This is a genomic window from Pseudoalteromonas sp. 20-MNA-CIBAN-0454, from assembly GCF_040308685.1.
GTDB lineage: Bacteria > Pseudomonadota > Gammaproteobacteria > Enterobacterales > Alteromonadaceae > Pseudoalteromonas > Pseudoalteromonas nigrifaciens.
The window spans coordinates 1-24,977 of the sequence record NZ_JBEOOB010000003.1; the positions used below are offsets into that span (position 1 = coordinate 1).

Sequence of the window (24,977 nt, forward strand, 5' to 3'; positions counted from 1 at the left end):
TGCCAGCCTGAGCCCGATATCGACAGCTTGTTACCCTGGAATTTTAAAACATAGGTGTAGTTCGCTAGACGCTCACGTTATATCTTTGCATGTACGCAACATATTTTTGGTGTTAGGGGTTATATCTTTGCATGTACGCAACATATTTTTGGTGTTGAGAGCTTGTACCTTTGTATGTACATAACATATTCTTGGTGTTTTATTTATTTGTAGGGCTATATTCGTCGTATTTTATGGGAAGTTATTAAAAATAGGTCTACATTACATATTTTTGGTGTTATTGAGAGCACATACCAAAAATATGTAATATGCTTTTTAATATGGAATATCTAAATTATCTATAGTCAGTTTATTCGCAATATCTATTTCTTCTTTGCTGGATGCTTGTTCTGCGCGGTTATTACGCCTTTCAATCAAGGTTGTAGCTATTTTATTAGATAGCTTCTCATTACCAGTGTAATTGTATGCAGAAAGTAACAGTTTAAGTTCTGCAGTTGATAATTTTTTACCATTGCCTTCAGACTTTAATTGCTGCCTTTTAAGCTCTAGCTTTTTAATAGTTGTAATAGCATCGCGTTCATTAAATTCCTCAATATTGCCTTTTGTTATCCAACTCATAAGGAATTTGATAGCTATATACATTCTAATAACATTTACACTTCATAAGCTCAAGTGCTGAATAAATACACCAGCCCATATTAAAGTTGCGATGATAACGCTCACCATCACAGCCAAAGAGCCTAAGTCTTTCGCTAAACCTGACAGCGGATGAATTTCCGCGCCAATTCTATCGACTACTGCCTCAATAGCGGTATTGAAGATTTCTGCCAACAATACGAATAATAAAGCGCACCAAAGAATCACGTACTCAAAAAGTGAAAATGGAAAGAATAAACAGCCCACAACGAGAAGAACTGACAGCCAGAATTCTTGTTTAAACGCTGCTTCATTTGCTATCAGCCATTTAAACGCTCTGAGTGAATGCCCCGCTGCTAGGTATATTCGTTTTATTCCCGTCGGCTTTTGCTTAGTACCCATTGATTGGCTCCTGTTGGCTATTCTTAGCATTAGGTTTGGAATTAGGAAAGTGTAAGGTACGAAACACTACCGCGGCTATCAAACAAATGATTAACCATGACAACGTCATCGTTGTTAGTGTGTGACTTAAAAAATGGTCACCTATCGCCATCTTATAACTCCCCATAATCCAGCCAGTAGAAACAGCAAACGCTATCGCAATACATTGGTATTTCGGACGATAAAACAAAAAGAATAATGACATTAAGGCAAAACCACCGCTGGCATGACCCGCAGGAAAGCACTTGTACTTTTTAGTTGACTCAAACGATTCAGGCATTAATTCAAACGCCTTAACATAAGGGACATCGCCGCCATATAGTTCAAGCTGCGCAGGACAAGCACCATTGGTTGTTGCTTTTAAACCGCCGATGACTGACGGCACTAACATCAAAGAGAAAATAACCACTAATAATCGCTTTTGAAAGTGCTTAGAGTACTTGCGTCTACAAGCGATAACGTAAAAAGCAATGAGCGACAGTGCCAACAAAATAATGCTGTATTTAGGCAACAAGTAAAAAATAAAACGATAAGGCTCTTCATATTTATCAATTAACCACGTTTGGTTGGATGCATTGAATAACAAATTTTGAAGCCAAATATCGCTATTTGTTGTTTCAAATAAAAAAGCAATAAGCGTTAATGCATACATTGAATAAAGCAGGTGTTTACTCAAGTTCAAAACAATTCTCCATTTGCAAGGTGTTCCCTACTACCACTTCTATGGTCGAGTGGTGAATACCGTATTGAGCTGCGAGCAAATCTTTAATTGGCTTAAGATCTTGGAATTGTTCCATCGTTTTTAAGTTAACACTGGTTTCTAAATACACTTCGCTATCATCTAATTGCCACACATGAATGTGTCTTACTTTTTCAACATTCTCCATTGATTCGATATCCTTACAAATCTTATCGATATCGATATCAACGGGGACCGCTTGCATTAAAATACGAATACTTTGCTTAGCTAAAATAATACCGTGGTACACCACATAAACCGAGATAAGTATGGTTGCCAATAAATCGACAACATACCATTGATATAAAATGATCAAACTACCCGCAACAATGACAACGACAGAAGCAAAGGCATCAGATAAATTATGAATAAATGCCGCTCTGAGATTCAAGTTATTCTTCGCGCCTGCTTGATAAGTCAACCACGCGGTTATGGAATCAATCACTAAGGCTATTGTCGCAATCCAAACAACAATCCAACCATCAATAGGTTGAGGGTTAAAGTACTTCTCAACTGCGGCATAAATGAGATATATACCAAGAATAATAAGGGTAGTACTGTTGATTAATGCCCCGATAATTTCAGCCCGTTTAAAACCAAAAGTCATTTGGCTATTAGCGGGTTTTCTTGCAATTTTTCTCGCAACAATCGCAATAACGATAGCGCCTGCATCACTGAGGTTATGAAGCGCATCAGCAATCAAGGATAAACTACCTGATAAAACCCCGCCGATAACTTGGGCCACAGTAAGTAAAATATTGATAAATACTGCCATGCTTAATTTTCCGTCATGGTTATGTGCATGGCTGTGCGTATGGTTATTATTTGACATTTACTCTTCCTCTTGCGTAACAAATAGTGGTGATGGCGCTTTTTCAGGCAATGACATATCTGTGCTGATATTTAACGCATGTAGTAAAGAAAAAGAAAAAGCATCGTGAGAACTTTCTTTTTTACTTTGTTTGACCGTACTTTCCATATCAACGTGTGATGAAGAGCCGAACCAAGCAATTAAAGGTACATGAGTCTGTTCTTCAGGCGCCAGCATGTAAGGCATACCATGTAAGTAGAGTCCGTTCTTACCTAACGATTCACCATGATCGCCAATATAAAACATGGCAGTTTCAAAGTTGGTATTGTTCTCTTCTAATAAATTAATGGTTTCATTGATAAAGTAATCGGTATAGAGAATGGCATTATCATACGCATTAACAATTTCGCTAGTTTCACAGGCGGAGAGTTCGCTTGTTTGACAGGCAGGAGTGAACTTCTCAAAGTCTTTGGGGTATCGTTTGTAATATGCCGGGCCGTGGTTGCCCATTTGATGAAGCACTATGAGTACACTACCTTCTTGATCATCAATATACCCCTGTAAACCGTCTAACATACCAATGTCACGACACTCTATATCGCACACTGAATTTAGCTCAGGTGATTTGAAATTTTGGTATTCGACACGATCTGCGACGCCTTTTGAACTAGAGTTATTGTCTCGCCAAAGGACACTTACCCCGGCTTTGGAAATAACATCTAATACGTTTTGTGTTCGCCGTGCTTTTTTATTATCAAATGACTCTCGGTTATCGAATGAAAACATACAAGGGACCGAAATCGCGGTTGATGTGCCACAAGCATAGAATTTATCAAAACTAATTAAATCATCTCTTTGAGCTAATAATGGTGTAGTTTCTCGTTTATAGCCATTTATAGAAAGATTACCCGCATGGACAGTTTCACCGACAATGACAATGTAGAGTTTTTTATGCGACTCTTTATCAATATCATTGGCAGAGTTTACTACCATTAAAAATTCGTTATTTTCTTGCTGTTCAAGCACGTCCTTGAGGAAAAATCCCGTAGAGTAAATGGGATAGATAGGATTTAAGTAAAATCTTAATGGCTTGTGTTCTCTAAAGAAATTAGTGAATTGAGCACTAAAAATATAAAGTGAAACAGTAATTACACCAAGTGCCATGATGGTATTACTTATTTGTAGCCAACAGTTTTTTGTCCATGACGATTTATCTATTTTGACCATAAAAAGGCAAGCTATAGGTACTATGGCTAACAACAAAACAGTTAAAAAATACTCAAATGACAGTAAGTCAGTTGCTTCATCGATATTCGTTTCAGCAATGTTTTGAATCATTACATTATCAATGATGGTGCCAAAGCTATCGGTATAATAACCAGCCATGGCAGATAAGAGTAAAAGACTGCTCAGTACTATTCGAACGGGAATGATAATACTGAAAAATGACACAATAATGGTTAATACACTCATTACCACAAGAGTCAGCGCGATAATAAAACCTTGATTATCTTGCCACGGGTATACCGAATTAACTTGTTCAAAAAATGTAGAATTGCCCGTCACTATAATAAATAGCACGGTGGCGATAATAAGGAGGTTTGGCGAATAATTGAAAAACGACAGCTTTTTCATCATTATTCCCTAAATTTAGGATGCAAAAATTCGAAGCTAATAAAAGCCTACTATTGAATCTCTGCATCGAGTGAAAATGACTGGCTAAGCCCTGCTTTTGACAAGAGCTTAGCTAGTAGCGATTTATAGTGCTATCAAATTAGTTACTTACTTTATTAATTTGTAAGTTAATGAGTAAGTCACTAAGTTATCTAGCGCGTTAGTCTCTAAGATCTTTGATTTTGGCTTTTGAGAACCAAGCATATAAAACCGGTAACACAAACAAGGTGAGTAACGTTGCAGTAACCAAACCGCCAACAATAACACTCGCCAGTGGTCGTTGAATTTCAGCGCCAACTCCATTGGACATCAGCATTGGAATTAAACCTAACGCAGAAGTAATGGCGGTCATTAATACTGGACGTAAACGAGATACTGCCCCATCAAAAACAGCTTTTGAGGTGTCTATACCATCTTTTACCAGCTGGTTAATGCTTTCTACCATGACTACACCATTAAGCACGGCGACACCAAACAAAGTGATAAAGCCGACTGAACTTGGCACTGACAAGTATTGACCTGAAATATACAGTGAGAAAATACCACCTATAACGGCCAAGGGTACATTCACTAAAATAAGCATCGCTTGACCAACAGAGCCAAAGGCGAAATAAAGTAGCAAGGCAATTAGTGCCAATGATAGAGGCACTACCACTGATAGTCGCTGCTGCGCACGTTGTTGGTTTTCAAATTGACCACCAATCACTACAGAATAACCTGCAGGTAAATCTACTTTGCTATCAATAACTGCACGAATGTCGCTAACAACACTTCCCATGTCTCGACCTTGAACATTGGCTTGAATTACCACGCGTCGCTGTACATCATCACGTCGCACTTGTGGTGGGCCAGATTCAAAACTGACGGTAGCAATATCGCCTAAACGTACCCAAGCACCCGTAGGTGATTGTATTCTCAGATCTGCAATAGCTTCTTGGTTATCACGGTATTTTTCTTCAATGCGAACATAAATATCATAACGTTCATTACCATTGATTATTTGGCCAGCGCTAACGCCACCGATACCGTTTTTAACCACTTCCATGACATCGCCAACTGACAAACCAAAACGTGACAATTGCTGTCTTTTCGGTTTAATCACTAACTGTGCTTCACCAGCGATTTGCTCTAAGGCTACATCTCTTGCGCCATCAATTTGTTTGATTGCCGCTTCAATTTCTTGACCTTTGCTCGCCAACATATCTAATTCTGGTCCAAACAATTTAATGGCAAGTTGCGCTTTAACTCCTGACAGTAATTCATCTACACGAGTCGCTATGGGCTGTGAAAAGTTAAGTAATAACCCTGGGAATTGCTCAAGTTTCTCTTCCATTAAACCTTGTAATTCAACGCGATTTTTGGCACTTGTCCATTCTGAAACAGGTTTTAAGCCAATGTAAATTTCGATGTTATTAACTGGTTCAGGATCACCGCCGATTTCAGCACGTCCAATTCGACTTAGGGTATATTCAACTTCGGGGAACTCCATTAACTTTTCTTCAAGAATTGGAGCAACCGACAAGGCTGTTTCTAAACTTGCTGATGGCGCTAATGTTGCTCTTAGGTTAATGGTACCCTCTTCTAATTCTGGTACAAATTCAGTCCCTATTTGAGGTATTAAAGATGCTGCACCCACAAGTAACAATAATGAAGCAATAATAACTACTTTCGTGTGTTTCATCGCGGCTTTGAGGCCTTTTCGATAAAGCTTATCTAATGGTTTTAAGACAAAACTTTCTCTTTCTTTAACGCCTTTATTAAACATAAAGGTTGCTAAGGCTGGAACCACAAACAGTGCCACTAAAATAGCCGAAATAACCGCTAAAATAATACTGATAGCCATCGGCTGGAACAATTTAGCTTCCACTCCTTCAAAGCTAAATAACGGTGTAAATACCACTAAAATAATAGAGGCAGCAAAAAATACCGGGCGTGCAACTTCTTTTCCTGCTTCTTTTAATCGTAGAGGAATGCCTTCTTTATCATGTTCTACATCGTGGGGATCAGCATCTGTGCCTAACGTTCTCGCTTGCGCATTTTTGTAATGTGTTGAATCAGGTCTATTAAGGTGTTTGAACATGTTTTCAACCATCACAACAGAGCCATCAACCAACATACCAATAGCAACAGCGATACCACCTAACGACATTAAGTTTGCCGATAAACCTATCCAAGACATCACCATTAAGGCGATAGCGATTGAAATAGGAATTGAAATTAACACTAAAAAGGTTGCGCGTAAGTTCATTAAAAACAGAGCAAGTACGATAGCGATAAATATAAATGCCAGCGCTAATGCTTGCACTACAGTATCAACTGCTTTAGTAATTAAATCTGCCTGATCGTAGAAAGGTTCAAAACGTACGCCTTCAGGTAGTGCTTGGTTGATCATTGGAATACGTGCACTTATACCGTCGATTGTCGCTTTAGTATTTGCGCCCATACGTTTCAATACGATACCTGAAACCACTTCACCTAAGTTTTCAATGTTACCCTGTGCATCTCTGCGCGTCATAGTAACTGCGCCTTGGCGTATTTCACTACCCAGCGAAACCTTGGCTACATCTTCGATAGTCACCACAGTACCATCAACCGTTTTAACCGGTACTTGTCTAATATCAGCTAAACCTGCTTCGCCACTATTAAACCAACCTGTGCCACGAATAACTAATTGCTCTTGTCCACGGTTCATGTACCAACCGCCAACATTGGCATTGTTGTTATCGAGTGCAGTAACAATATCGTCTTGCGTTAACTCATATGATAATAATTTACTTGGCTCAATGTTGACTTGATACTGTCTGACGTTGCCGCCAAAAGATAAGACGTCGGTAACACCATCTACCGGCATAACCAATAACTTTACTATCCAATCGTTCAAGCTCCTTAAGGTCATAGAATCATAACCAGAATCTTTATCTGCAATTAACAAATACTGAAAAACTTGACCCAAACCTGAGGTGTTAGGTCCCATTGCTGGTGTGCCCACGCCTTGCGGAATTAACTCTTTTGCCGCTTGTAAACGCTCAAATACTAACTGGCGAGCAAAGTAGATGTCTGTGCCTTCTTTAAAGACAACAGTAACACCCGATAAACCCGTTTTTGAAATAGAGCGTACTTGCTCTACATCAGGCAACGCATACATTACTGCTTCAATGGGATAGGTTATTAACTGCTCTACTTCTTCAGCGGCTAAGCCCGGTGCTTCAGTATTAACCGCTACCTGAACATTGGTTACATCAGGAAAAGCATCTAAATTTAGTTTTGGGATCACCATAACAGAGCCTGCCATAGTAGCAATTAGGGCGATAATTACTAAGAGTCGATTATTGATCGACCAATCAATCATTTTATTAAACATAATCTTATTCCCCTAGTGGCCGTGCGGATCAAATCCGCCTTTTGCTATTTCTGACGCAACAAAAAAGGCACCTTTTGTTACCAAACGGGTATTAGGCTCAATACCGATAATTTGACGGTAATTGCCTAATGGCTGACCTAATTCAACTTCAACGGCTTTAAATTCACCAGAATGGTCTTCAACAAATACCGTCCAATCACCATCGGCACCACGCATTAATGCTGTTTCTGGTACTGCCATTACAGGGCTTTGCGTATCAAACTGAAAATTTACATTAACAAACATGCCTGAATGCAAACTGTCATCAGTATTTTCAACCGACAGTCTAACGATTCGGGTACGCGTACTTGGATCAATGGTATGTGCTTCTTGAATGACCTTGGCAACATGCACTTGCCCGGCAAACTCAACTTTTGCAATGGTGCCAATAGGAAGACTTAATTTTTTATTTGGCGAAACACGCGCTTCAACCCATAAGTCTTTTTCATCAGCCAATACCATGATTTTTTCACCGGCAGGCACACGTTGTCCTTGAGAGAAATCATCACTTAAAACCACACCAGAGCGCTGAGCGACTAAGGTATATTCACCAAGATTTGATGAGTTGTTTTTTACAATATCTTTAATGGCTGCTTTGGTTAAACCAAAGGCAGTTAATCGACCATAAGCTGAAATGTAATCTGTTTCACTGGCTAATAGGCGGCTTTCACTGACGGTGCCAAGGCCCAATTTTTTAGTTCGTTGCCACTCACTGTAAGCAACACGATATTGTGCTTGTGCTTCGGCCATTGATTCACTAAATAAGGTAACTAAAGACTGACCCTTAGTCACATGTTCACCTAAAATAGCATGACGACTGATCACTACCGATTCAGTACGTGAAGAGACAATGTAACTGGTATAACCGTTCGCTTTTATTTCTCCTGGTGCATAGATACTTTTAGCAAAAATTGCCGGCTTTAAGTTAGTCACTTTGATATTGGCGAGTGCCATTTTTTCTGGACTAAAACTTATGCCTTCTTCATGTTCTTCTTCAGCTGTTTCTTTACTCGCTGTTTCACTACCATGGTCATGACCGTCATCAGATTTCTCCTCCGCAGCATGGTCGTCTTTGCTTTCATCACTACCATGTTCATGACCACTTTCGTCATGCACTTCTTCACTTTCAGAGTCATGATCATGGTCAGTTTTTAATACGATGGATTGCTCTACTGCTGGCGTTTTTTCTAGAGCGGCATCGTTATATGATAATGCCGTAGTTGACACGACAGCTAAGCCAGTAAATAAACTACTTAGGGTAATGAGTTTTATTTTTTTCACTATTTTATGAGATGTTTTATCAGTTATTTTATTTTTCATTTTTAATTCCAAATTCTGTAACAATTCACGCTCATCAAGCCGCGTAAAGTGATATAATAGGTTTAGTTTAATAGCTTAGTTGCCGCATTTAATTGGCCTACATCGAGTAGCCATTGCACTTCGCTTATTTTGAACTGGGCTTGTAATTCAATGCCCGCGTATAAACCTTCCGCTCTTTGTTGTAATGCCAATAAATAATCCGAGGTATTTAAATCACCTACTTGCCATTGTTTTTGCAATAACTGCGCGCTGTGTTCGCCGCGTCCTTGCATTAACTGTTGCCAACGGCCAAGGTATTTTTTATTAGAGATTAGTGAGGCAGTACTTGCCTGTATCAAATACTTTTGCTTACGCATTACTGAACGAAAATTTGCTTCTGCGGCGATAGCTTGTTGGTTTTGTGCTTTGGCATTAGCTTGGTAATCATTACGAATATTTAACGGCATAGAAAAAGTAACTCCGACAACATTATCGACATCATTTTTTCCGGCACTAATTCCAATGGTAGGATCGGCTTTGGTTTCAAGCATGGCATATTGAGCTTTACTTTTTTGCATTTGCCACAGTGCTTGAGAGGCTAATACTTGCGGGTGCTGCGTTAACCACTGCTCAGCTACTTGAAAGTTTGTAACGCCTAAGCCCTGCTCTGGATATGCTTGTGTATCAGGACGCCAATCAGGCAACAACTCATTAACCTTGGCTTGAGCTTGTGTTAACTGTGCTTGTATTTGGGCCGTTTTATTAAGCATTTGCGACAAATTCAAGAAAGTTAACTCAGCATCAACCTGACCAAGATCGCCAGCTTTCTGCCTTTTAGTTACAATTTTAAGCAAGGTTTCTAACTGTTGCTCTTGTTCAAAAGCAAGTGACGACTTATCCATGGCAAGTTGCCAATTAATAAGTGCTTTTAAGGCTTGTGCTTTTTTCTGCTCTATCGCATAAGTGAATTGTTTACTGGCCGCCGTTAATATTTTATCGCCGATAGCAGCATTAACAGCCTGCTTATCCCACAAGTCAATCGTTTGGCTAATACCAATATTGTAATTATTTCCGTCACCTTCACGCTCGTAACCTGTCGATAGTTCTGGGTTGTAAAGTGGTAACTTACTGCCCTGTGCTTTGGAAAATTCAGCATTCATGAGTTCACGTGCTGAGACAATATCAGGGTGTTTATTGATTTGCCGATCGAGCCAGTCACTCGATAGCGTTGGCTTAGCAAAAGCGAAGCTACTAACAGATAAACTTGCTGAAAAGCCGATAAATAATGCGATTCCAGCAGATTTTGCTGAGAAAAATTTCATAATAATCTCTTAATTTAATAATAAAATGCCGCAACTAAACCAACTAGGCTACATTAAGCGCTAGTTAAGAATAAATTTGTTACGAATATAGCTTTAAAACTAAATTAAACGATTGGGGGGCGTATAGGTTCTTCAGTGAATATTTTATCTACATGATCAGCATAAAAATATTGATTTGTAATAATAAGTTTAGGGGTCTGTAGTGTAGATTTATTACTGGCAACCCACTGTGTGTGAGTGCCTTGACAGTGACCACAATGATGGCAATCTTTAATATTATGTTCAGTGTCAGATGATTCATCGAAAAGTTCAATATCATCACTATCATGGGAATGTTCTGTTTGAATATGTAGAGAGTCAATCTGATGACTTTCATTTGAATTAGCCACAGAAGCAAACGACTGCAATGCAATCGATAGTACTACTAACAAACTAATCCAAGTATTTTTCATTTTTACTCTAACATCAAAATTTTAAAAAACATGGTAGTCAAGAAACCCACTCAAGTCAATCAAATTAAGTAGTTTATACAGGACAATCCACGGCAAGATCATTATAAATTGAACTTCTAGAACAAGTAGCGATCAGATCAAGGCATTATAATCACCTTGGTCACTTAATATGAGCGCTACTTTTCTGAAACACTTTGATTCAATTACCGATCCTCGCATTGAACGCTGTAAAAAGCATGAACTTATCGATATTCTCCTCTTAGCCATTAGTGCTGTACTCTCCGGCGCAGAAGGATGGGAGGATATTGAAGATTTTGGGCATCTAAAACTTGATTGGTTAAAAAAATATGGCGCTTTCAAAGAGGGTATCCCAAGACACGACACCATTGCCCGTGTCATTTGTCGGTTAAAATCAGATGAAATAGAGCATTCATTTCAATCTTGGATATCATCACTTATTGAAACCACTGGTGCTGATATCATTGCCATTGATGGAAAAACAGCACGTCGTTCATTTACAACCAAAGATAGAAAAAGTGCCTTACATACCGTCAGCGCATGGAGCTGCCAACACCAATTAGGGGTTTTGCGCCCATCCCCTCGAAATTAACCTTAGTCTAAATTTTTAAGCTTTTTTCTAACTCTAATTACCGTACTTCGACTAACTCCAACTGCTTCAGCCGTTTTATTAATACTAAATCCAGCTTCAGTAAACGAGGCAATCCTATCATGAGCCTCTAAATCAGGCTGACGACCGTGATAAAGTCCCTTTTGCTGTGCTTTTACAATACCTTCTTTTTGCTTACGTTCACGTTCTCGATATTCTTTATATGCACTGGCCGCTAATATTTCTAACAGCATATTATTAATAGCACTAAGTATTGATCTCATAAAATCATCACTTGGAAAACTGCCAAATGTTAAATGACTGGTTGGTAGATCTAAACTAACAACACTAATTCCTTTTTCATTTATTGAGGCTACAAGAGTTTTCCAATCATCAGGGCTTAGCCTTGTTAAACGATCGATTGATTCAACTAACAAAACATCACCGGACTCTGATTCATCCAATAAACGAATTAGCTCTGGTCTATCTAAAGAATTACCAGATTTATTTTCTATATAAAAAGAAGCAATTCGTTTGCTGAAGCCAGAAACGAATTTTTTTAATGAGCTTTTTGCTCTATTTGCATCTTGCTCAGAAGTTGATGCTCGTAAATATGCTCTTATGAACATTTTTGCCTAATTAGGTCTATTTAGATGGTGTAATATCATATAGGTTTATTTAAGTGGTGTCATTACGTAATTGCCTGTGATATATTAACAGTATCTTTAGGGTGTACTCATGTAGAACTGCATGTAATAACACTAATTTGGACTTTGATAATGAAAAAGGATAAACCATACATTGTTGTGGTTTAATATTGTTGTAACAACGGTAACTTTACTTATTTAATAGAAGAAAAAACAAAATCAATTAGCGATGTTTAAACTGGTATTCATTGATGGTCACTTTAATTAGATATAAAGTAAGTAAACAAAAAGTCAGTAAGGTAATTGATAACGTGTCTAAACGAACCATAAGTATGTTGGCTAAAGAACTGAGTGTAAATGTCGAAACAATTCGCTTTTATGAACGCAAAGGCTTAATTAAACAACCACCAAAGCCTATGCAGGGCTATAGACATTACCCGAAAGAAACGGTAAATAGAATACATTTTATCAAGCGTTCTCAAGAATTAGGTTTTACGCTAAATGAGATTGAAGGGTTACTTGCGTTAAACGATAGCCCATGTAGTAAAGTACAAGAATTAGCTAATAAAAAACTGATCGCAGTACAAAAAAAGATGGCTGACTTGTTGTTGTTAGAACACGCTTTGGAAGAACATTTAGGACAATGCCAAAATAATGATGACGATAGCCACTGCCCAATAATTGATTCGTTGCAACCGAAGTAAATGATTCACTTAACTACCATTTCCCACTAAAACAGCATATCCAATTTTACTTCTGCGCCTTAATTCAAGTTAGCTTATTCCCCGTATCTGTCGTAGCAGATTATCAAAGATAAATTTTTTATAAATCACCCTTGACTCCGTACTTAGGTACATGCAATACACTTGCATTATCACTTAATGAGGTATCTATATGAATCAAAAAGAATCAAACCTTCCAATGATAGGAGGCATCATAGCAGCATTAGGCGCAGGCGTATGCTGTGTAGGTCCTTTGCTCCTGTTATTACTTGGGGTAAGTGGCTCATGGATTGGTAATTTAACTGCATTTGAACCCTATAGGCCATTATTTATCGCATTTGTAGTGTTGTTGTTTGGTTACTCAGGTTGGAAAATTTACCGTCCTGTAGAAGAGTGTGAGCCGGGAACGGCCTGTGCAATTCCTAAGAAACAGCAACAACGAAAAGTCATTTTCTGGCTGAGCGCTATAGTTGCGACAATTTTAGTGACCAGTAATTATTGGATACTTTTGTTTGCTTAATATACAGATCAAGAAATTTATAACATTTTAAAATTTGGAGCTAATTATGAAAAAATTATTATTAACCGCACTGCTTTCACTTTCTAGTTTTGGTGCTTTTGCTGAAGTAAAAACAGTTACACTGGAAGTGCCAACGATGAACTGTGCGACATGTCCAATCACAGTTAAAAAGTCATTAGAAAATGTTGATGGCGTTGAAAATGCGAAAGTTACCTACAAGCCTAAGCTAGCTGTTGTTTCTTTTGATGACACTAAAACCAACATCAATGCATTAATTGCAGCGACTACCAACGCTGGCTACCCTTCAAATTTAAAAAGTGAAAATAAGTAATGTTTAGCCCCTTAGAACTAGTTACGCGTATCGGAGATAAAGCAGGCTCTATAGGTGCACTTGTTTCGGCAATGGGATGCGCCATGTGTTTTCCCGCGATAGCTAGTCTTGGTGCGGCAATTGGGATGGGATTTCTTAGTCAGTGGGAAGGGGTATTTATCAATACGTTGTTACCACTGTTTGCAGTATTAGCGCTGGCAATGAATATCTTAGGCTGGTTTAGCCATCGTCAATGGCACCGTAGTTTTATCGGTTCAATTGGCCCCATTTTGGTTTTACTCTCTTTATACCCTTGGTTCCAGTACGGGTGGAGTTCATACGTTACTTATACGGGGCTAGGACTAATGGTTGCTGTATCAATTTGGGACATGGTTTCTCCTGCGAATAAACGCTGTGATGATGAAACTTGTACCGCTTAACTTTTTAAGAGGAATAAAATATGTCAACGAATAGTTGTTGCTCGTCAAATGACATCCAGCCAGAACAATTACATGTAGCCATTATTGGTAGTGGTTCAGGGGCCTTTGCCAGTGCGATTAAAGCAGCAGAAGGCGGAGCAAGAGTTACTATCATTGAAGGAGCCGATGTAATCGGAGGTTGCTGTGTAAATGTCGGCTGTGTTCCTTCAAAAATATTGATCCGTGCTGCGCAATTAGCGCATCAGCAACGTACTAACCCGTTTGATGGTTTAGAAAATATTCAGCCACAACTTAGCCGCTCCTTATTAGCACATCAGCAAAACGCTCGCGTCGAAGAACTACGCGATGCTAAATATCAACGTATTTTAGAGAGTAATCCCGCGCTATCTTTACTTAAAGGTTATGCACGTTTTAAAAATCAAAATACCTTGCTAGTTCACAAGTCTGATGGTAGTGAAGAAGAGCTGGTTGCAGATCGCATTTTAATTGCAACAGGCTCTACACCAAGCATTCCGCCAATTAAGGGTTTAGTTGATACACCTTATTGGACATCAACAGAAGCCTTATTTGCAGAAGAGTTACCGAGTAGTCTAGTTGTCATCGGCTCCTCCGTTGTTGCTCTGGAAATTGCGCAAGCTTATGCCCGTTTAGGTAGCCGTGTGACAATTCTAGCCAGACATACCCTTTTATATGCTGAAGATCCGTTATTAGGTGAAAAACTGGCAGAGTGCTTTGAAAAAGAAGGTATTAGGGTACTTAATAATACGCAAGCAAGTCATGTTTCTTATGATAGCAATGGTTTTTCATTGGAAACTAACGAAGGAACATTAATCGCTGAAAAATTGCTTATCTCTACGGGTCGCCATGCAAATACTGGAAAGCTTGGTTTAGAAAATGTTGGTGTTGAAACAGATAAAAGTGGTGCCATTGTTGTTAATAGTATGATGGAAACATCAACAGCTAACATTTATGCCGCTGGAGATTGCTCCAATATGCCACAATTTGTTTATGTTGCTGCTGCTGCCGGAAGTAGGGCTGGAATTAATATGACAGGTGGAAATGCGCAACTCGACTTATCTACCATGCCTGCTGTTATATTCACCGACCCACAAGTTGCTACGGTAGGTCTAACCGAAGTACAAGCTTCAGCGGTAGGAATAAATACGATAAGTCGTGTACTTGATATGGAAAACGTACCAAGAGCTTTAGCAAATTTTGAAACGGATGGTTTTATCAAGTTGGTAGCTGAAGAATCCACGGGAAAACTGATAGGCGCACAAATTTTAGCCCATGAAGGCGGAGAACTGATTCAAAGTGCGGCTCTTGCTATTCATAATAAAATGACAGTCGAAGAATTGGCAGGTCAACTATTTCCGTATTTGACGATGGTTGAAGGATTGAAGTTATGCGCTCAAACCTTTAGCAAAGACGTTAAAGAGCTATCTTGCTGCGCAGGGTAATCATTTAACGGTAATGTACTTACAGAAATGTTAATGGAGTGCCAATTGATTGAATGTAATCAAGATATCTTAAGGCATTCCATTAACAACACAAATTGGAAGCATGCTAAATCATGATTAAATCTAAGGTTGAAAACATTCCTGTTGGTGAAGTCAGTTTTTTGACAGAGATACCTGACATCAATAAGTTCATTAGTAGTGATGATGATGCGTTGGATTTTCCTTTGAGTATTTCTCAACTGGCACTAGCTGCACAAACATCTGTCCATACGGTAAGAAATTATGTTCTTGAGAACTTAGTACACTGCGAAGAAAAAACTAAGTCAGGCCATTCACTTTACGGCTTATGTGCATTAAAGAGATTAAAGTTCATTCGAGCAGCAAGGGCGGCAGGTCTTCTTGTAGTTGATATCAAGCCATTACTAATGGCAATAGATGCAGGAGAAAGAAAAGTTCCTGAAGACATCCAAAAGCTGCTACTTACTAAAATCGAGCATAGAAAAGTATTTTTAAATCTAGTAACAAACCAAATTGAAGAGTTTTGCAATTAGAACAATTATAGAACAGTTCATGGCTCGACTAAAAACTTGTTAGCTTATCTGTTTTCTATCAATGTTAGCTTGTATATATCAAGCATATAGAATATCAACACCTCCAATTTTTAATGGCACTTTGATGCGCAGTACCTTTTGAATTAGAAATACAAACAGATGGCATTCTTTAACTTATTGATTCTACATCACTAAGTAAACCAGCTAAGTCGATTTCTTTGCGGTCTTTATTAAAGGCATATTCCCCATTTAGATTAATGTGTTGCCAAGCAACAGGTGAAAGCCGAGAAATAACATCAACCACATCTTGCCTACCGTTCCTCTCTTGGATTTGTAAAAATGCCGATAGTAACGCGGAATTATAATAAATAATGCAATTTGAAATGAGTCGAGCACAATCGTTCCATTGTGATACTTGGTAATCATTCCCCCCACGAAATTTATTGCCATTAACTGAAGTAATAGCACGTTTTAACTGATGGTATGCTTCACCTCTGTTCAAGGCTTGCTGGACGTAATGACGCAACGTTGAATTATCAACATACTCCAAAACATAAATAGATTTAATTAAACGGTCGTACTCATGCAATGCTGACAATCTTCGGCTCTTGCCGTTACTCAACTTTCTAATGATTGTGCTTTGAGTGGTGGTTTTACGACTCAATGAACAAACAATATGCTGAATATTGTCCCATTCTTCAGCAATTAGCTTATGATTAATATCTTTCTTTAATTGAATACGGCCTCCGTTCTCTTCAGTCACTTCAAATAGCTCAAAAAACACCTTTTTCATTTTCGCGTATCGAGGGGCGAATGTGTAACCAAAGAAATCTAATATAGCGAAGTTAACATTATTGGTACCATGCGTATCGGTCGATAAGGTATTAGGCTGTATATCTGAAGAGTTGTTATAGAGTAAGTCAAAAGCAAAGTGACCTTCATATTCGTTAGCGCCAATGACTTGCGTACTCACCGGAACATGATTAGAAACCAATGTTAATGCTGAAACACCTTTACCTTTGGAGAAGTACTTAGACGAATACCGAGCCTTAAACGTATTTATGCGACACTCAAATTTTTGACCATCAATGCTTGAAAACAACTGATTATCGTCCACATGGTAATAGGCAAATATTGGCAACGTGGCTATAGCATTAGAAACCTGATCATTAGACGTTTTGAGTGTTTCATATCTGACATAACTATCATCTACACTGCGTAATTTACCCATTGAACGGTCAGAGATATTCGCCATTTTATATAGGCCGTAATTGGTGCCGTTTGCCAATATACAGGCGATCAGATCTTCTTTATTTACTGGTGATTTTTCTTTAGTTGCTGATATGTGTGTAAATGAATTTAAGTAACCTGTCTTTTGATCAACAAACAACATGAGTTCAACGATACCCATGTGTTGAATTTGATTGTAGAGCGGGTTTTCAATTGTTTGTTGCCAACGGCTGTTAGGAATTGACCACTTGAGTTCGGCTTTGCCAGGAATAAACTCAACATACTTATTATCACCACTAAAGATATGCTCGCTTGCTTCCTTCAGCTTAACTTCTAATTGTTGGCTCTTATCTGCGAGTGTTTGGTTAATCGGTGTTGCCAGCTTATCAAGGCCAGTGTTTTCAATGATTGTCTCTTTTTGCTGCCATTCTTTAGGTTGTATAAGATCTGACGTTAAACTACGGTTATTAACGCTTTCTTTCACCGTTAAGCTATTACTGTGAAATAATTGTTCGGCTTTACGATAAAGGAAATACTCAAATCGATTAGCAATTAATTTGGTATTTTCTCCCTCTAAATACTCTCGGTCATGTTTAGGTACCACATCGATGTTAATGGTTTGGATAGCCTTTAATTCACTAAGTTCAGAATGTGCCATAACATACTGCTCATGGAGTTCATCCTTTAAATGAATGAACTCAATATCGATAGACATAAATAATGAGCGGATAAGTTTTTTAATTTTACTGGATTGTTTATCAATAAATTGCCATTCGTACTGACGGCCATCAAAGTCGTTATTATCTAAGTGATCACTTAACAGTTTAATACTGTCAGCAGGGATCAATTCAAAGGCTTTTTTACGTACATCACCAAAGCTTAAATCATCGTCCATATCGGTATCGATGAAGTACTTTAATAAACTACCAGCGGATTTTAATTTGGTTCTTACAATGGTTACATCTTCAACAATACGCTGCTTTGCATAGCCTTTAGCTGATTCGGTTAACTTCCTTACCAAGTAAATAAATGCAGCAACAAGATTGTCGTTAGTCTCTCGGTACCTGAAGAACAAGTAACAAACGAGATATAAAATAGTTTGGCTATCTGCGTGTTTTCTAAGCTTATAAACGGACTTGTGCTTTACCAGTGAAGCATAGTATTCAAGATTTTTAGGTGATAGCTCCAGTTCAGCAATCAGTGACTTAATTTCTGGATAAAGCGAGCGTATAATTTTATGCGTCTTCAGCTCTTGGGTGATTTGGCTCGTTGAAAAGTCCTTAGCCATTTTCTTTAACTTGGCTAAGTCAGTAAAGGTATTATTTGACTCAAGTAATTTAAGTAATGTTTTTCTGGTACCTGAAGACAAACTATCAAGCAGCACCATTTCAATTCGGTTACGCTCATTTGATAATACCGTAGAAATAGTGTCTTGCAGCGTTGTATAACCAGCTAGCGCTATTCTGTTTTGACCAAAATAAGCAATACATTCATCAAAAACATACCTTGGTTCAAGGTTGATTTTTACAACATCGTTAAGCCTTTTTAATAGCGGCTCTTTATCTAACTTGCTTTGGTATGCTGTAAACCCTGTATATTTTAATAACTTATTAATCAGCTTAGTTTTTGTTGTTGGTGATAAATCCTCAAGAGACATATCTTTATCGCTGAAATACTTGGATCTTACATAATCTAAATCATTACTGACTTGAGTAAATGAGAAATTAAATACTATTGGCCGTGACCTAAAGTAACCAAGCAGTAAGATAAAATACACTCTGGTTTCAATACGTCTTAATTCGTTGACGAGCCTTTGAGTTTCACTATCTAACGAAAAATAATCATCACGATCTTTACGGTTAAAATTGGGTAAGGCATAGAGTTCGTTGATTTCTGATTCGCTGAGAATTTGTATACGCTTGGTGTTTGATGAAGAAATAGTGGTAAGCCTTTCTTGTTATTTTTAATCAGCATACCTTAATCAATGAGGTTAATGTTTACCAGTCAACTGCTTAACATTACCATAAAGCCGATTTAAGCGACTAAAGTGGTAAACTTTTCATAAGATAGTTTACCACTGTGTATTATTACTTAAGAATACTAATGCCGATTTCGAGGGGATGGGCTAAATAATACAAACTGTGTTATTCAAGGGGTGAAGTCCAATGGTACGAAAAGTTACTCTAAGCGTGAAAATTCAAGCTAAGGTTAATTTCGAGGGGATGGGCGCAAAACCCCTACATGACTATGCAAGCGATTAGATTAGCACTATTCAAAAAAGCAGCTAGTTATAAAATTAAATGTATGCTTTGTAGAATTAGAGAGAAATACGAACTTTATGGTTAACAGCAGCTCAAAGCTAAGCCACAGAGTATTTAGGTTAACTCATTTTGGGGCAAAGGTGAGTTATATTGATAAATCGTCGATGGACATAAATGAGTTAGAGCCGAAGGACGGCTCTGTGCCATGAGCCGACTATCAGCCGTAACTCGTTTCTGCCCCATTATGAGTTAACGTAATTACTCTAAGGGTGGCTTTGAGCGAACAAGGGACAGTCATAATACTCTAGGTCATGTCTAAAGAAGACGTTCACTTTAACTTGAGATAATTTAGTTAAAGTGAACTTAATCGAACAATTTATTTAATAGACTTAACCGCCTGCAAAAGAACTTTATTAAACTCATCAGGTTTTTCTAACATCGGAAAGTGCCCTGAGTCTTCAATGAAGAATATGCTGTAATTTTTGATATGCTTTTTATTCTCTGCCGAGTTTGTCGGCCATAATCGAGCATTCACTAGTACAACAGGTACTTTTATATTCTTATAGATGCGATATGACTCACCACTTACATATTGACTTAGATAATTACGAAATTGATTAATCGCAATACCTTTTGGTGCTGAAGCCATGTCTTCTCTAACCCAATAGAGTAACTCAGGTTCAGTATTCGGAGGCAATGAGTCTTTTACAAATGCGTTAATTCCATTCTGAAAATCGTCTTCAAAAGGCTTCGTCATTAGGTCTAGATCAACTTGCGATAACTTTAAGGCAACATTTTGTGAAGTATCAACACCAATAATCCCCTTAACTTTATTAGGCATTAACTTAGCTGCTTCAGCTATAATTCCCCCCGCCATTGAGTGACCAATCAATACAGCAGAATCTATACCTTCTTTTTCTATGACAGCTTTAATATCATTTGCGAAAGCTAGCATAGTATATTCATTTCGATTGAAAGACGAGTTACCATGCCCTGCTAAATCAATTGTAATAACCTGATATTCATCAGAAAAATAACGAATTTGATTGTGCCATAGCCTACTATCTAGACTCCAACCATGTATAAACATTAATGTTGTTTTGCCATTACCATTAACGCTATATGCAACTTTTTCAGCATCACTTGATATAGCAATGCCAAATTTAGATGCCGGGTTATTCTCTAAAGCATTTGCGCCATTTAATGACATGCAAATTAGAAATATAATTGTCAGTGTCAAATGTTTCATAATTTATATTAACCACTTAGTTGTCAAAAAAAGCAGAGTGATAAGCTACTTCACCAGTAGGAGTGTTATTGGATAGCGACAGCGCTAAAAAATACTCTGGTGGGGCATCAGCCAAGGTAAGTTTTGGCTGTGACACAAAACCAAATCGGCCGTAATATTCTGGTTCACCGAGTAACACCAGTCCTTCAATATCTTGTGATTTTAGTTGTGACATCCCTTCACGAATAAGTGCACCTCCGATACCTTCACCTTGACGTTCTGGCATTACAGATACAGGGCCTAATCCGCACCAATGAGATTCCTCGCCATTAATCAAAATCGGTGAAAAGGCGATATGACCAATGATTCCAGTTTCATCTTCACACACTAGAGAGAGTGATAATGCGTTTACATCACGTAATTTGTTGACGATTAAGTGTTCTGTTGGCGTAGCCCCAGGTTCATGGTGGGGATGGTTCATAAACGCTCGGTAAATTAATGATTCTATTTCTTTAATGTCTGAGTGATTTTCATGTCTAATTTTCATGTTTTGATCCTTTATTCTTAAGTACAAATATTTGGTAACCATACTGGCCTAAGTATTTCTCGTGTATTTGGAGTTCTTTCCGTAAGTCATCGAATGAATTTGAAGTAAAATCTTCACCTTTGAATTGAGTAATTCTTTGCTGCAATGGTTCTAGGTAGTTACGCCAAGACTGTTCGCTCTGTGTAAAGTGCTCGATAACTTCATAACCTGCTTTCATCATCTCTTTAATTCGTTGTTCAGTGGATGCCATTTTTGGATAGTTTACTTTCCAAAACTCTATGACTTCGGCATCTGGTTTATTGGTCAACCAAACCAAGTCACTAATTACTAAGAAGCCATTACTCTTGATATGTGGTTTCCAAATTTTGAGCGCCTGATTAACTCCCATGATATAAGCACTACCTTCTGACCAGATCACATCAAATTGTCCCAGGGTAAAAGGCATCGTCTCCATACTGGCACAAATCGTAGTCACTCGATGTTCAAGAGATTGGTCTTTCACTTTCTCTTGAACGCAACTCAAGTTGTATTCATCATTATCTAGAGCAGTTAAATTAAAAGTCGAATGTCTTGCCAGAAAGGATATTGTTATCCCTTTGCCACAACCCACTTCTAACACATTGCCAGACCTAATAGGTAAAGAGCTTAGTGCCTTATGAGTATCGCCTTCATCTCCTGGGCCTAATCTCTCCAACCCTTGAAAAATAGTTTCAAAATCTGCCATGTATTGCTCATGCTCATTCATGTCCTTTGACAGCCATTTAAGTCTTTGAGCTTGCTTTTCACTAAACCCCTGCTTTATCAGAAAATCATGGTGTGCAAGTGGTGCTTCTTTCTCCATTGACTGGTGCCATTCTTTCATAGAGTTCATGCCAAGCATTGAGGAAAGAAGCTCTCTTGCTTTTTGTTTTTGGGCTATTTGTGCATCCAATACACTCAGTCTATGAAGTAATAGCTCTTTGTCTATTTGAGCTTGCAAACATGCAAGGCACTCTTTTAGGGTTAGCCCACCTGCTTGAAGTCGTTGCAATAGCATTACACGTTGGACATCTTTGTCAGAATAGCAGCGATACCCATTGTTTTGTCGTTTGGCTGAAATCAAACCAAGCTTCTCGTAATAGAGTAAAGTGGAGCGGCTCAATCCAACTTTTTGTGCCAATTTAGAAATACGATACATGGGTTTTCCTCTCATTTATTAGCAATAATATAAACTGTGAAGTTTTAGACAGGTCAATATTTATTTTGGCAGAAACTTGAAAATAATCTTGGTAGTCAGAATGGTTTCGAATAGCGGGCAGAATCACCTTACCAGCTTAATCTCGTATGAAATCGGCATTTATACGCACACAGCTAGTTTGGAGTTCTTGTTGCGCAACGGAAGGAATTGTCCAAATACGATTTAGGTGGACGTCTGTTATTGCAATTGGATTCAAGATATTAAGGTGTTGTTGAACGGCCGAGTTTGGCACAGAGCCGTCCTTCGGCTCTAGCTCATTTTTGTCCAAAAACGAGCTTAACCGACCGTCTGCTTCTCGCTCATAGGGGCCTGCCAGATGAAACCTAAGCCTAACCATTAAAACTCTATTGTGATATATAAATCACTCTAAATTACCCTATTACAAAAGCCTCAATAACCCGCTCTCTAAACCCACCAAAGGTATGTAAATAACTTGATTCTTTAGGTTCAGTCTTCAGCTGACTAGGTTCTTTTTCTTCCCATGAAAAAAATAAATCATCAATTTGAGCAACCGGCTGACTACCGGACCGCGTGGAGTATGTCTTTTTATGGTTCTCTGTTCCAAGATACTCATTAGCTATGGCATTATTTCTTATCAATACGCAAGTGTCGGGTAGCTCTTGGTCAATTCTATTTGCAAAGGTGCTTAGTGTTTCTTCGGCGAGGGTGAATAGCCAAGCTTCTTGGTTGGAGGAATTATTTACTCTTAATATACGGCCAAGCACCTGCCTAAAATAAAGCTCAGTTTTAACTCTGCTTAAATGGCAACACACTTGCAGCCTAGGTATGTCAGTACCTTCCGACACCATTCCAACGCTTACAATCCATTGCGTGTTGCTAAAGCGAAAATGGTTAATTCTATCGCCAGCATCACTTTCTTTGTAAGTAACTATGGTTGCTGATTGATGAAAAAGGTCGGTGAGTACAGTCACTATCTGCTCTGCATGCTCAACAGAAGAGGCCACAATTAACCCTGCGGCATTGCTATTCTGCTGGCTAATAGTGGCGAGCTTACTTACTCCTTGAGCAATAATATAATTGATTACAGCTTCGTGCTTAATCAAATCCTGGTAGGAAATCGATGGATCTTTTAGCAAAGACTTTAATGAGTTATAGGTTTTGGTTTCCTGTTTCGTGGTTGTTACCGAAATTTCTTCATTATCAATTAAAACAATTTTAGGGTTACGGCATACGCCATCATTTACCGCCTGTTGCAGCGAGTAAGTGTAATTACATATTATTTTATTATCAGGGTCGCTATAAGTTGCCAGCGCGATAGGAAGAAGGTCAGAGCGCCAAGGTGTGCCTGTCAACGCTAACGTAAAAGCAGCGTGCTGTTGAATATTTTTAACAATATCTTGCCCCCATACATTGGCATCCTCAATGCTCGAACCAGCACAATGGTGTATTTCATCAAACACCACCAACACGCGGTTGTTCCTTAATAACTTCCAGTAATCGTCATTAAAAAAGCGCATGTTTTGATAAGTATACGAGCAACCAACTGAGCCAATAACACCGTCAAAATTACAATTTAACCGTTTAGCAAACGTCTTTCTAATACCATTGGCCACCTCACTAGAGGGTGAAAAGCAAATCACAAAGTCTATTTGCTTAGTTTCAAATAAATACGCTGCAACTTCTGCCGCCAATACAGTTTTACCGGCCCCTGGTGTAGCTAAACAAAAAAAGTGCTTATAGCTTAGGGAGTAGTGCTTTTTAACTGCCGATAAGCAGGCTGTTTGCCAAGCCCTTAACATGGCTGTTTTTCTGTTATTTTATTACCCAGTAAAGTCTGCAAAGCATTTATTTTGCCAAGTAATTTAATCGATCTTTCCTTAGCCTGAGTGTGATGCAGTTGCAATTGTTCATGTAGTTTAGGGTAACGCGCAGTAAGGCGTTTGTACTCTTTAGCTTCTTCAAGCACGGTGTTTAAATCAATTTCATATGTTAGTAAGTCTTTTTTAAGCTCTTCTTGGTACTCAGTAATTTCAAGATTTTCAGCTGTGGCGTTAGTAGAGTTATTGTTAGGAATATAAATTTTTTTTGCTCTACTTTCTCTAGAATTAGGCACAATTTCTAAATTTAAAAATAACTCCGTTTTTGAGTAAATAACTTCTTTAACTCCATTGTTTAATTTATTGGTTCGCTTTAATAGTCCTTTTTCAACATTACGAGTTAATTGACGGTATATAAACTTTCGGGTTTCTACCGCATCGGTAAATGCTGATTGTTCATGTAATAAAGCGTCTTTCGCTTGCGTTACAGTGAAGTTATCCATCTGTTTGATTACCAAAAGAAAATGTAAAAATACATTCATATTCGCTTTCTTACTCATTGCTAAACTTTACCACTCACCATAAACTTAGGATTCCTAAGTATACATGCTCATGTAAAAACTAGACAATCATTTAAATGTAAGAGTTACCAAGATGAAGCAACG

General features: G+C 38.3%; 22 protein-coding genes and 1 pseudogene. 7 read left to right on the top strand and 16 right to left on the bottom strand.

Annotated elements, in window-relative coordinates:
* Nucleotides 1-315 precede the first annotated feature (315 nt).
* The 9 genes from AAEZ22_RS01925 to AAEZ22_RS01965 all read right to left on the bottom strand — a co-directional run bounded on the left by AAEZ22_RS01925 (nucleotide 316) and on the right by AAEZ22_RS01965 (nucleotide 10,774).
* Nucleotides 316-618 (bottom strand): hypothetical protein, encoded by a 303-nt coding sequence (locus tag AAEZ22_RS01925; RefSeq protein ID WP_008467353.1) that lies wholly within the window; start codon nucleotides 616-618, stop codon nucleotides 316-318.
* 42 nt (nucleotides 619-660) lie between these two features.
* The gene (locus AAEZ22_RS01930) at nucleotides 661-1,038 is read right to left on the bottom strand and encodes a diacylglycerol kinase (RefSeq protein WP_010554758.1); all 378 of its coding nucleotides are present in this window, start codon (nucleotides 1,036-1,038) and stop codon (nucleotides 661-663) included.
* Entirely contained in the window at nucleotides 1,028-1,759 is a 732-nt protein-coding gene (locus AAEZ22_RS01935) for a phosphatase PAP2 family protein (RefSeq protein WP_002962876.1), read from the bottom strand. Before AAEZ22_RS01935 ends, AAEZ22_RS01930 begins: the two co-directional genes overlap by 11 nt.
* Nucleotides 1,746-2,648: a cation diffusion facilitator family transporter gene (locus AAEZ22_RS01940; RefSeq protein ID WP_002962881.1), complete on the bottom strand. Its 903-nt coding sequence runs from the start codon at nucleotides 2,646-2,648 to the stop codon at nucleotides 1,746-1,748. The genes AAEZ22_RS01935 and AAEZ22_RS01940 overlap by 14 nt, the downstream gene beginning before the upstream one ends.
* Nucleotides 2,649-4,265: a phosphoethanolamine transferase gene (locus AAEZ22_RS01945; RefSeq protein WP_238142582.1), complete on the bottom strand. Its 1,617-nt coding sequence runs from the start codon at nucleotides 4,263-4,265 to the stop codon at nucleotides 2,649-2,651. It lies immediately after the preceding gene.
* 196 nt (nucleotides 4,266-4,461) lie between these two features.
* Complete coding sequence (locus tag AAEZ22_RS01950; RefSeq protein WP_076920499.1) at nucleotides 4,462-7,662, bottom strand: efflux RND transporter permease subunit; 3,201 nt, start codon at nucleotides 7,660-7,662, stop codon at nucleotides 4,462-4,464.
* Nucleotides 7,663-7,674: 12 nt separating this feature from the next.
* Nucleotides 7,675-9,021 carry an efflux RND transporter periplasmic adaptor subunit gene (locus AAEZ22_RS01955; protein WP_008467342.1) on the bottom strand — a complete coding sequence of 449 codons (1,347 nt, stop codon included), beginning with the start codon at nucleotides 9,019-9,021 and terminating at the stop codon, nucleotides 7,675-7,677.
* 62 nt (nucleotides 9,022-9,083) lie between these two features.
* On the bottom strand, nucleotides 9,084-10,322 hold the full coding sequence (locus AAEZ22_RS01960; protein WP_024603421.1) for a TolC family protein: 1,239 nt from the start codon (nucleotides 10,320-10,322) through the stop codon (nucleotides 9,084-9,086).
* Nucleotides 10,323-10,426: 104 nt separating this feature from the next.
* Nucleotides 10,427-10,774 (bottom strand): hypothetical protein, encoded by a 348-nt coding sequence (locus tag AAEZ22_RS01965; protein ID WP_010554760.1) that lies wholly within the window; start codon nucleotides 10,772-10,774, stop codon nucleotides 10,427-10,429.
* 169 nt (nucleotides 10,775-10,943) lie between these two features.
* Here AAEZ22_RS01965 and AAEZ22_RS01970 point away from each other — a divergent pair.
* Nucleotides 10,944-11,354: pseudogene (locus AAEZ22_RS01970) on the top strand (ISAs1 family transposase); the annotation flags it as partial.
* Nucleotides 11,355-11,386: 32 nt separating this feature from the next.
* Here the strand turns inward: AAEZ22_RS01970 and AAEZ22_RS01975 are convergent.
* Nucleotides 11,387-12,010: a recombinase family protein gene (locus tag AAEZ22_RS01975; RefSeq protein WP_008467336.1), complete on the bottom strand. Its 624-nt coding sequence runs from the start codon at nucleotides 12,008-12,010 to the stop codon at nucleotides 11,387-11,389.
* Nucleotides 12,011-12,360: 350 nt separating this feature from the next.
* Between AAEZ22_RS01975 and merR the strand changes: the two genes are divergently transcribed.
* The 6 genes from merR (at nucleotide 12,361) to AAEZ22_RS02005 (ending at nucleotide 16,031) form a co-directional block, all read left to right on the top strand.
* Nucleotides 12,361-12,732, top strand: a complete 372-nt coding sequence (gene merR / locus AAEZ22_RS01980) for a mercury resistance transcriptional regulator MerR (RefSeq protein WP_033011277.1) — start codon at nucleotides 12,361-12,363, stop codon at nucleotides 12,730-12,732.
* A 190-nt stretch (nucleotides 12,733-12,922) separates the two neighbouring features.
* The gene (locus tag AAEZ22_RS01985) at nucleotides 12,923-13,270 is read left to right on the top strand and encodes a mercuric transporter MerT family protein (RefSeq protein ID WP_016899520.1); all 348 of its coding nucleotides are present in this window, start codon (nucleotides 12,923-12,925) and stop codon (nucleotides 13,268-13,270) included.
* Nucleotides 13,271-13,316: 46 nt separating this feature from the next.
* Nucleotides 13,317-13,601 carry a mercury resistance system periplasmic binding protein MerP gene (merP, locus tag AAEZ22_RS01990; protein ID WP_008110847.1) on the top strand — a complete coding sequence of 95 codons (285 nt, stop codon included), beginning with the start codon at nucleotides 13,317-13,319 and terminating at the stop codon, nucleotides 13,599-13,601.
* Nucleotides 13,601-14,020 (top strand): organomercurial transporter MerC, encoded by a 420-nt coding sequence (merC, locus tag AAEZ22_RS01995; RefSeq protein ID WP_008467331.1) that lies wholly within the window; start codon nucleotides 13,601-13,603, stop codon nucleotides 14,018-14,020. Before merP ends, merC begins: the two co-directional genes overlap by 1 nt.
* A gap of 20 nt (nucleotides 14,021-14,040) precedes the next feature.
* Entirely contained in the window at nucleotides 14,041-15,480 is a 1,440-nt protein-coding gene (gene merA / locus AAEZ22_RS02000) for a mercury(II) reductase (RefSeq protein ID WP_008467329.1), read from the top strand.
* 113 nt (nucleotides 15,481-15,593) lie between these two features.
* Nucleotides 15,594-16,031, top strand: a complete 438-nt coding sequence (locus tag AAEZ22_RS02005; protein ID WP_008110853.1) for a MerR family transcriptional regulator — start codon at nucleotides 15,594-15,596, stop codon at nucleotides 16,029-16,031.
* 169 nt (nucleotides 16,032-16,200) lie between these two features.
* On the opposite strand, the gene AAEZ22_RS02010 is transcribed toward AAEZ22_RS02005, so the two are convergent.
* The 6 genes from AAEZ22_RS02010 to AAEZ22_RS02035 all read right to left on the bottom strand — a co-directional run bounded on the left by AAEZ22_RS02010 (nucleotide 16,201) and on the right by AAEZ22_RS02035 (nucleotide 24,872).
* The gene (locus AAEZ22_RS02010) at nucleotides 16,201-19,200 is read right to left on the bottom strand and encodes a Tn3 family transposase (protein WP_076915769.1); all 3,000 of its coding nucleotides are present in this window, start codon (nucleotides 19,198-19,200) and stop codon (nucleotides 16,201-16,203) included.
* A gap of 698 nt (nucleotides 19,201-19,898) precedes the next feature.
* Nucleotides 19,899-20,771 carry an alpha/beta fold hydrolase gene (locus AAEZ22_RS02015; protein WP_055016682.1) on the bottom strand — a complete coding sequence of 291 codons (873 nt, stop codon included), beginning with the start codon at nucleotides 20,769-20,771 and terminating at the stop codon, nucleotides 19,899-19,901.
* A 16-nt stretch (nucleotides 20,772-20,787) separates the two neighbouring features.
* Nucleotides 20,788-21,297, bottom strand: coding sequence for a GNAT family N-acetyltransferase (locus tag AAEZ22_RS02020; protein WP_055016681.1), 510 nt, complete (start codon nucleotides 21,295-21,297; stop codon nucleotides 20,788-20,790).
* A complete protein-coding gene (locus AAEZ22_RS02025) occupies nucleotides 21,287-22,474 on the bottom strand; it encodes a MerR family transcriptional regulator (RefSeq protein ID WP_055016680.1) in 1,188 nt (395 codons plus the stop codon). The genes AAEZ22_RS02020 and AAEZ22_RS02025 overlap by 11 nt, the downstream gene beginning before the upstream one ends.
* A gap of 431 nt (nucleotides 22,475-22,905) precedes the next feature.
* Nucleotides 22,906-24,294 (bottom strand): DEAD/DEAH box helicase, encoded by a 1,389-nt coding sequence (locus tag AAEZ22_RS02030; protein WP_352295948.1) that lies wholly within the window; start codon nucleotides 24,292-24,294, stop codon nucleotides 22,906-22,908.
* The gene (locus tag AAEZ22_RS02035; RefSeq protein WP_352295951.1) at nucleotides 24,288-24,872 is read right to left on the bottom strand and encodes a VspR family transcription factor; all 585 of its coding nucleotides are present in this window, start codon (nucleotides 24,870-24,872) and stop codon (nucleotides 24,288-24,290) included. The genes AAEZ22_RS02030 and AAEZ22_RS02035 overlap by 7 nt, the downstream gene beginning before the upstream one ends.
* Nucleotides 24,873-24,977 lie beyond the last annotated feature (105 nt).

Bases quoted from the DNA above. Each gene is read 5' to 3' on its own strand.
- merR (WP_033011277.1), top strand. From the start codon at position 12,361: ATGTTGGCTAAAGAACTGAGTGTAAATGTCGAAACAATTCGCTTTTAT.
- AAEZ22_RS02015 (WP_055016682.1), bottom strand. From the start codon at position 20,771: ATGAAACATTTGACACTGACAATTATATTTCTAATTTGCATGTCATTA.
- AAEZ22_RS01950 (WP_076920499.1), bottom strand. From the start codon at position 7,662: ATGTTTAATAAAATGATTGATTGGTCGATCAATAATCGACTCTTAGTA.
- AAEZ22_RS02005 (WP_008110853.1), top strand. From the start codon at position 15,594: ATGATTAAATCTAAGGTTGAAAACATTCCTGTTGGTGAAGTCAGTTTT.
- merA (WP_008467329.1), top strand. From the start codon at position 14,041: ATGTCAACGAATAGTTGTTGCTCGTCAAATGACATCCAGCCAGAACAA.
- AAEZ22_RS01925 (WP_008467353.1), bottom strand. From the start codon at position 618: ATGAGTTGGATAACAAAAGGCAATATTGAGGAATTTAATGAACGCGAT.
- AAEZ22_RS01945 (WP_238142582.1), bottom strand. From the start codon at position 4,265: ATGATGAAAAAGCTGTCGTTTTTCAATTATTCGCCAAACCTCCTTATT.
- AAEZ22_RS02035 (WP_352295951.1), bottom strand. From the start codon at position 24,872: ATGAGTAAGAAAGCGAATATGAATGTATTTTTACATTTTCTTTTGGTA.
- AAEZ22_RS01975 (WP_008467336.1), bottom strand. From the start codon at position 12,010: ATGTTCATAAGAGCATATTTACGAGCATCAACTTCTGAGCAAGATGCA.
- AAEZ22_RS02020 (WP_055016681.1), bottom strand. From the start codon at position 21,297: ATGAAAATTAGACATGAAAATCACTCAGACATTAAAGAAATAGAATCA.
- AAEZ22_RS01955 (WP_008467342.1), bottom strand. From the start codon at position 9,021: ATGAAAAATAAAATAACTGATAAAACATCTCATAAAATAGTGAAAAAA.
- AAEZ22_RS02025 (WP_055016680.1), bottom strand. From the start codon at position 22,474: ATGTATCGTATTTCTAAATTGGCACAAAAAGTTGGATTGAGCCGCTCC.
- AAEZ22_RS01940 (WP_002962881.1), bottom strand. From the start codon at position 2,648: ATGTCAAATAATAACCATACGCACAGCCATGCACATAACCATGACGGA.
- merP (WP_008110847.1), top strand. From the start codon at position 13,317: ATGAAAAAATTATTATTAACCGCACTGCTTTCACTTTCTAGTTTTGGT.
- AAEZ22_RS01960 (WP_024603421.1), bottom strand. From the start codon at position 10,322: ATGAAATTTTTCTCAGCAAAATCTGCTGGAATCGCATTATTTATCGGC.
- AAEZ22_RS01930 (WP_010554758.1), bottom strand. From the start codon at position 1,038: ATGGGTACTAAGCAAAAGCCGACGGGAATAAAACGAATATACCTAGCA.
- merC (WP_008467331.1), top strand. From the start codon at position 13,601: ATGTTTAGCCCCTTAGAACTAGTTACGCGTATCGGAGATAAAGCAGGC.
- AAEZ22_RS01985 (WP_016899520.1), top strand. From the start codon at position 12,923: ATGAATCAAAAAGAATCAAACCTTCCAATGATAGGAGGCATCATAGCA.
- AAEZ22_RS02030 (WP_352295948.1), bottom strand. From the start codon at position 24,294: ATGTTAAGGGCTTGGCAAACAGCCTGCTTATCGGCAGTTAAAAAGCAC.
- AAEZ22_RS01965 (WP_010554760.1), bottom strand. From the start codon at position 10,774: ATGAAAAATACTTGGATTAGTTTGTTAGTAGTACTATCGATTGCATTG.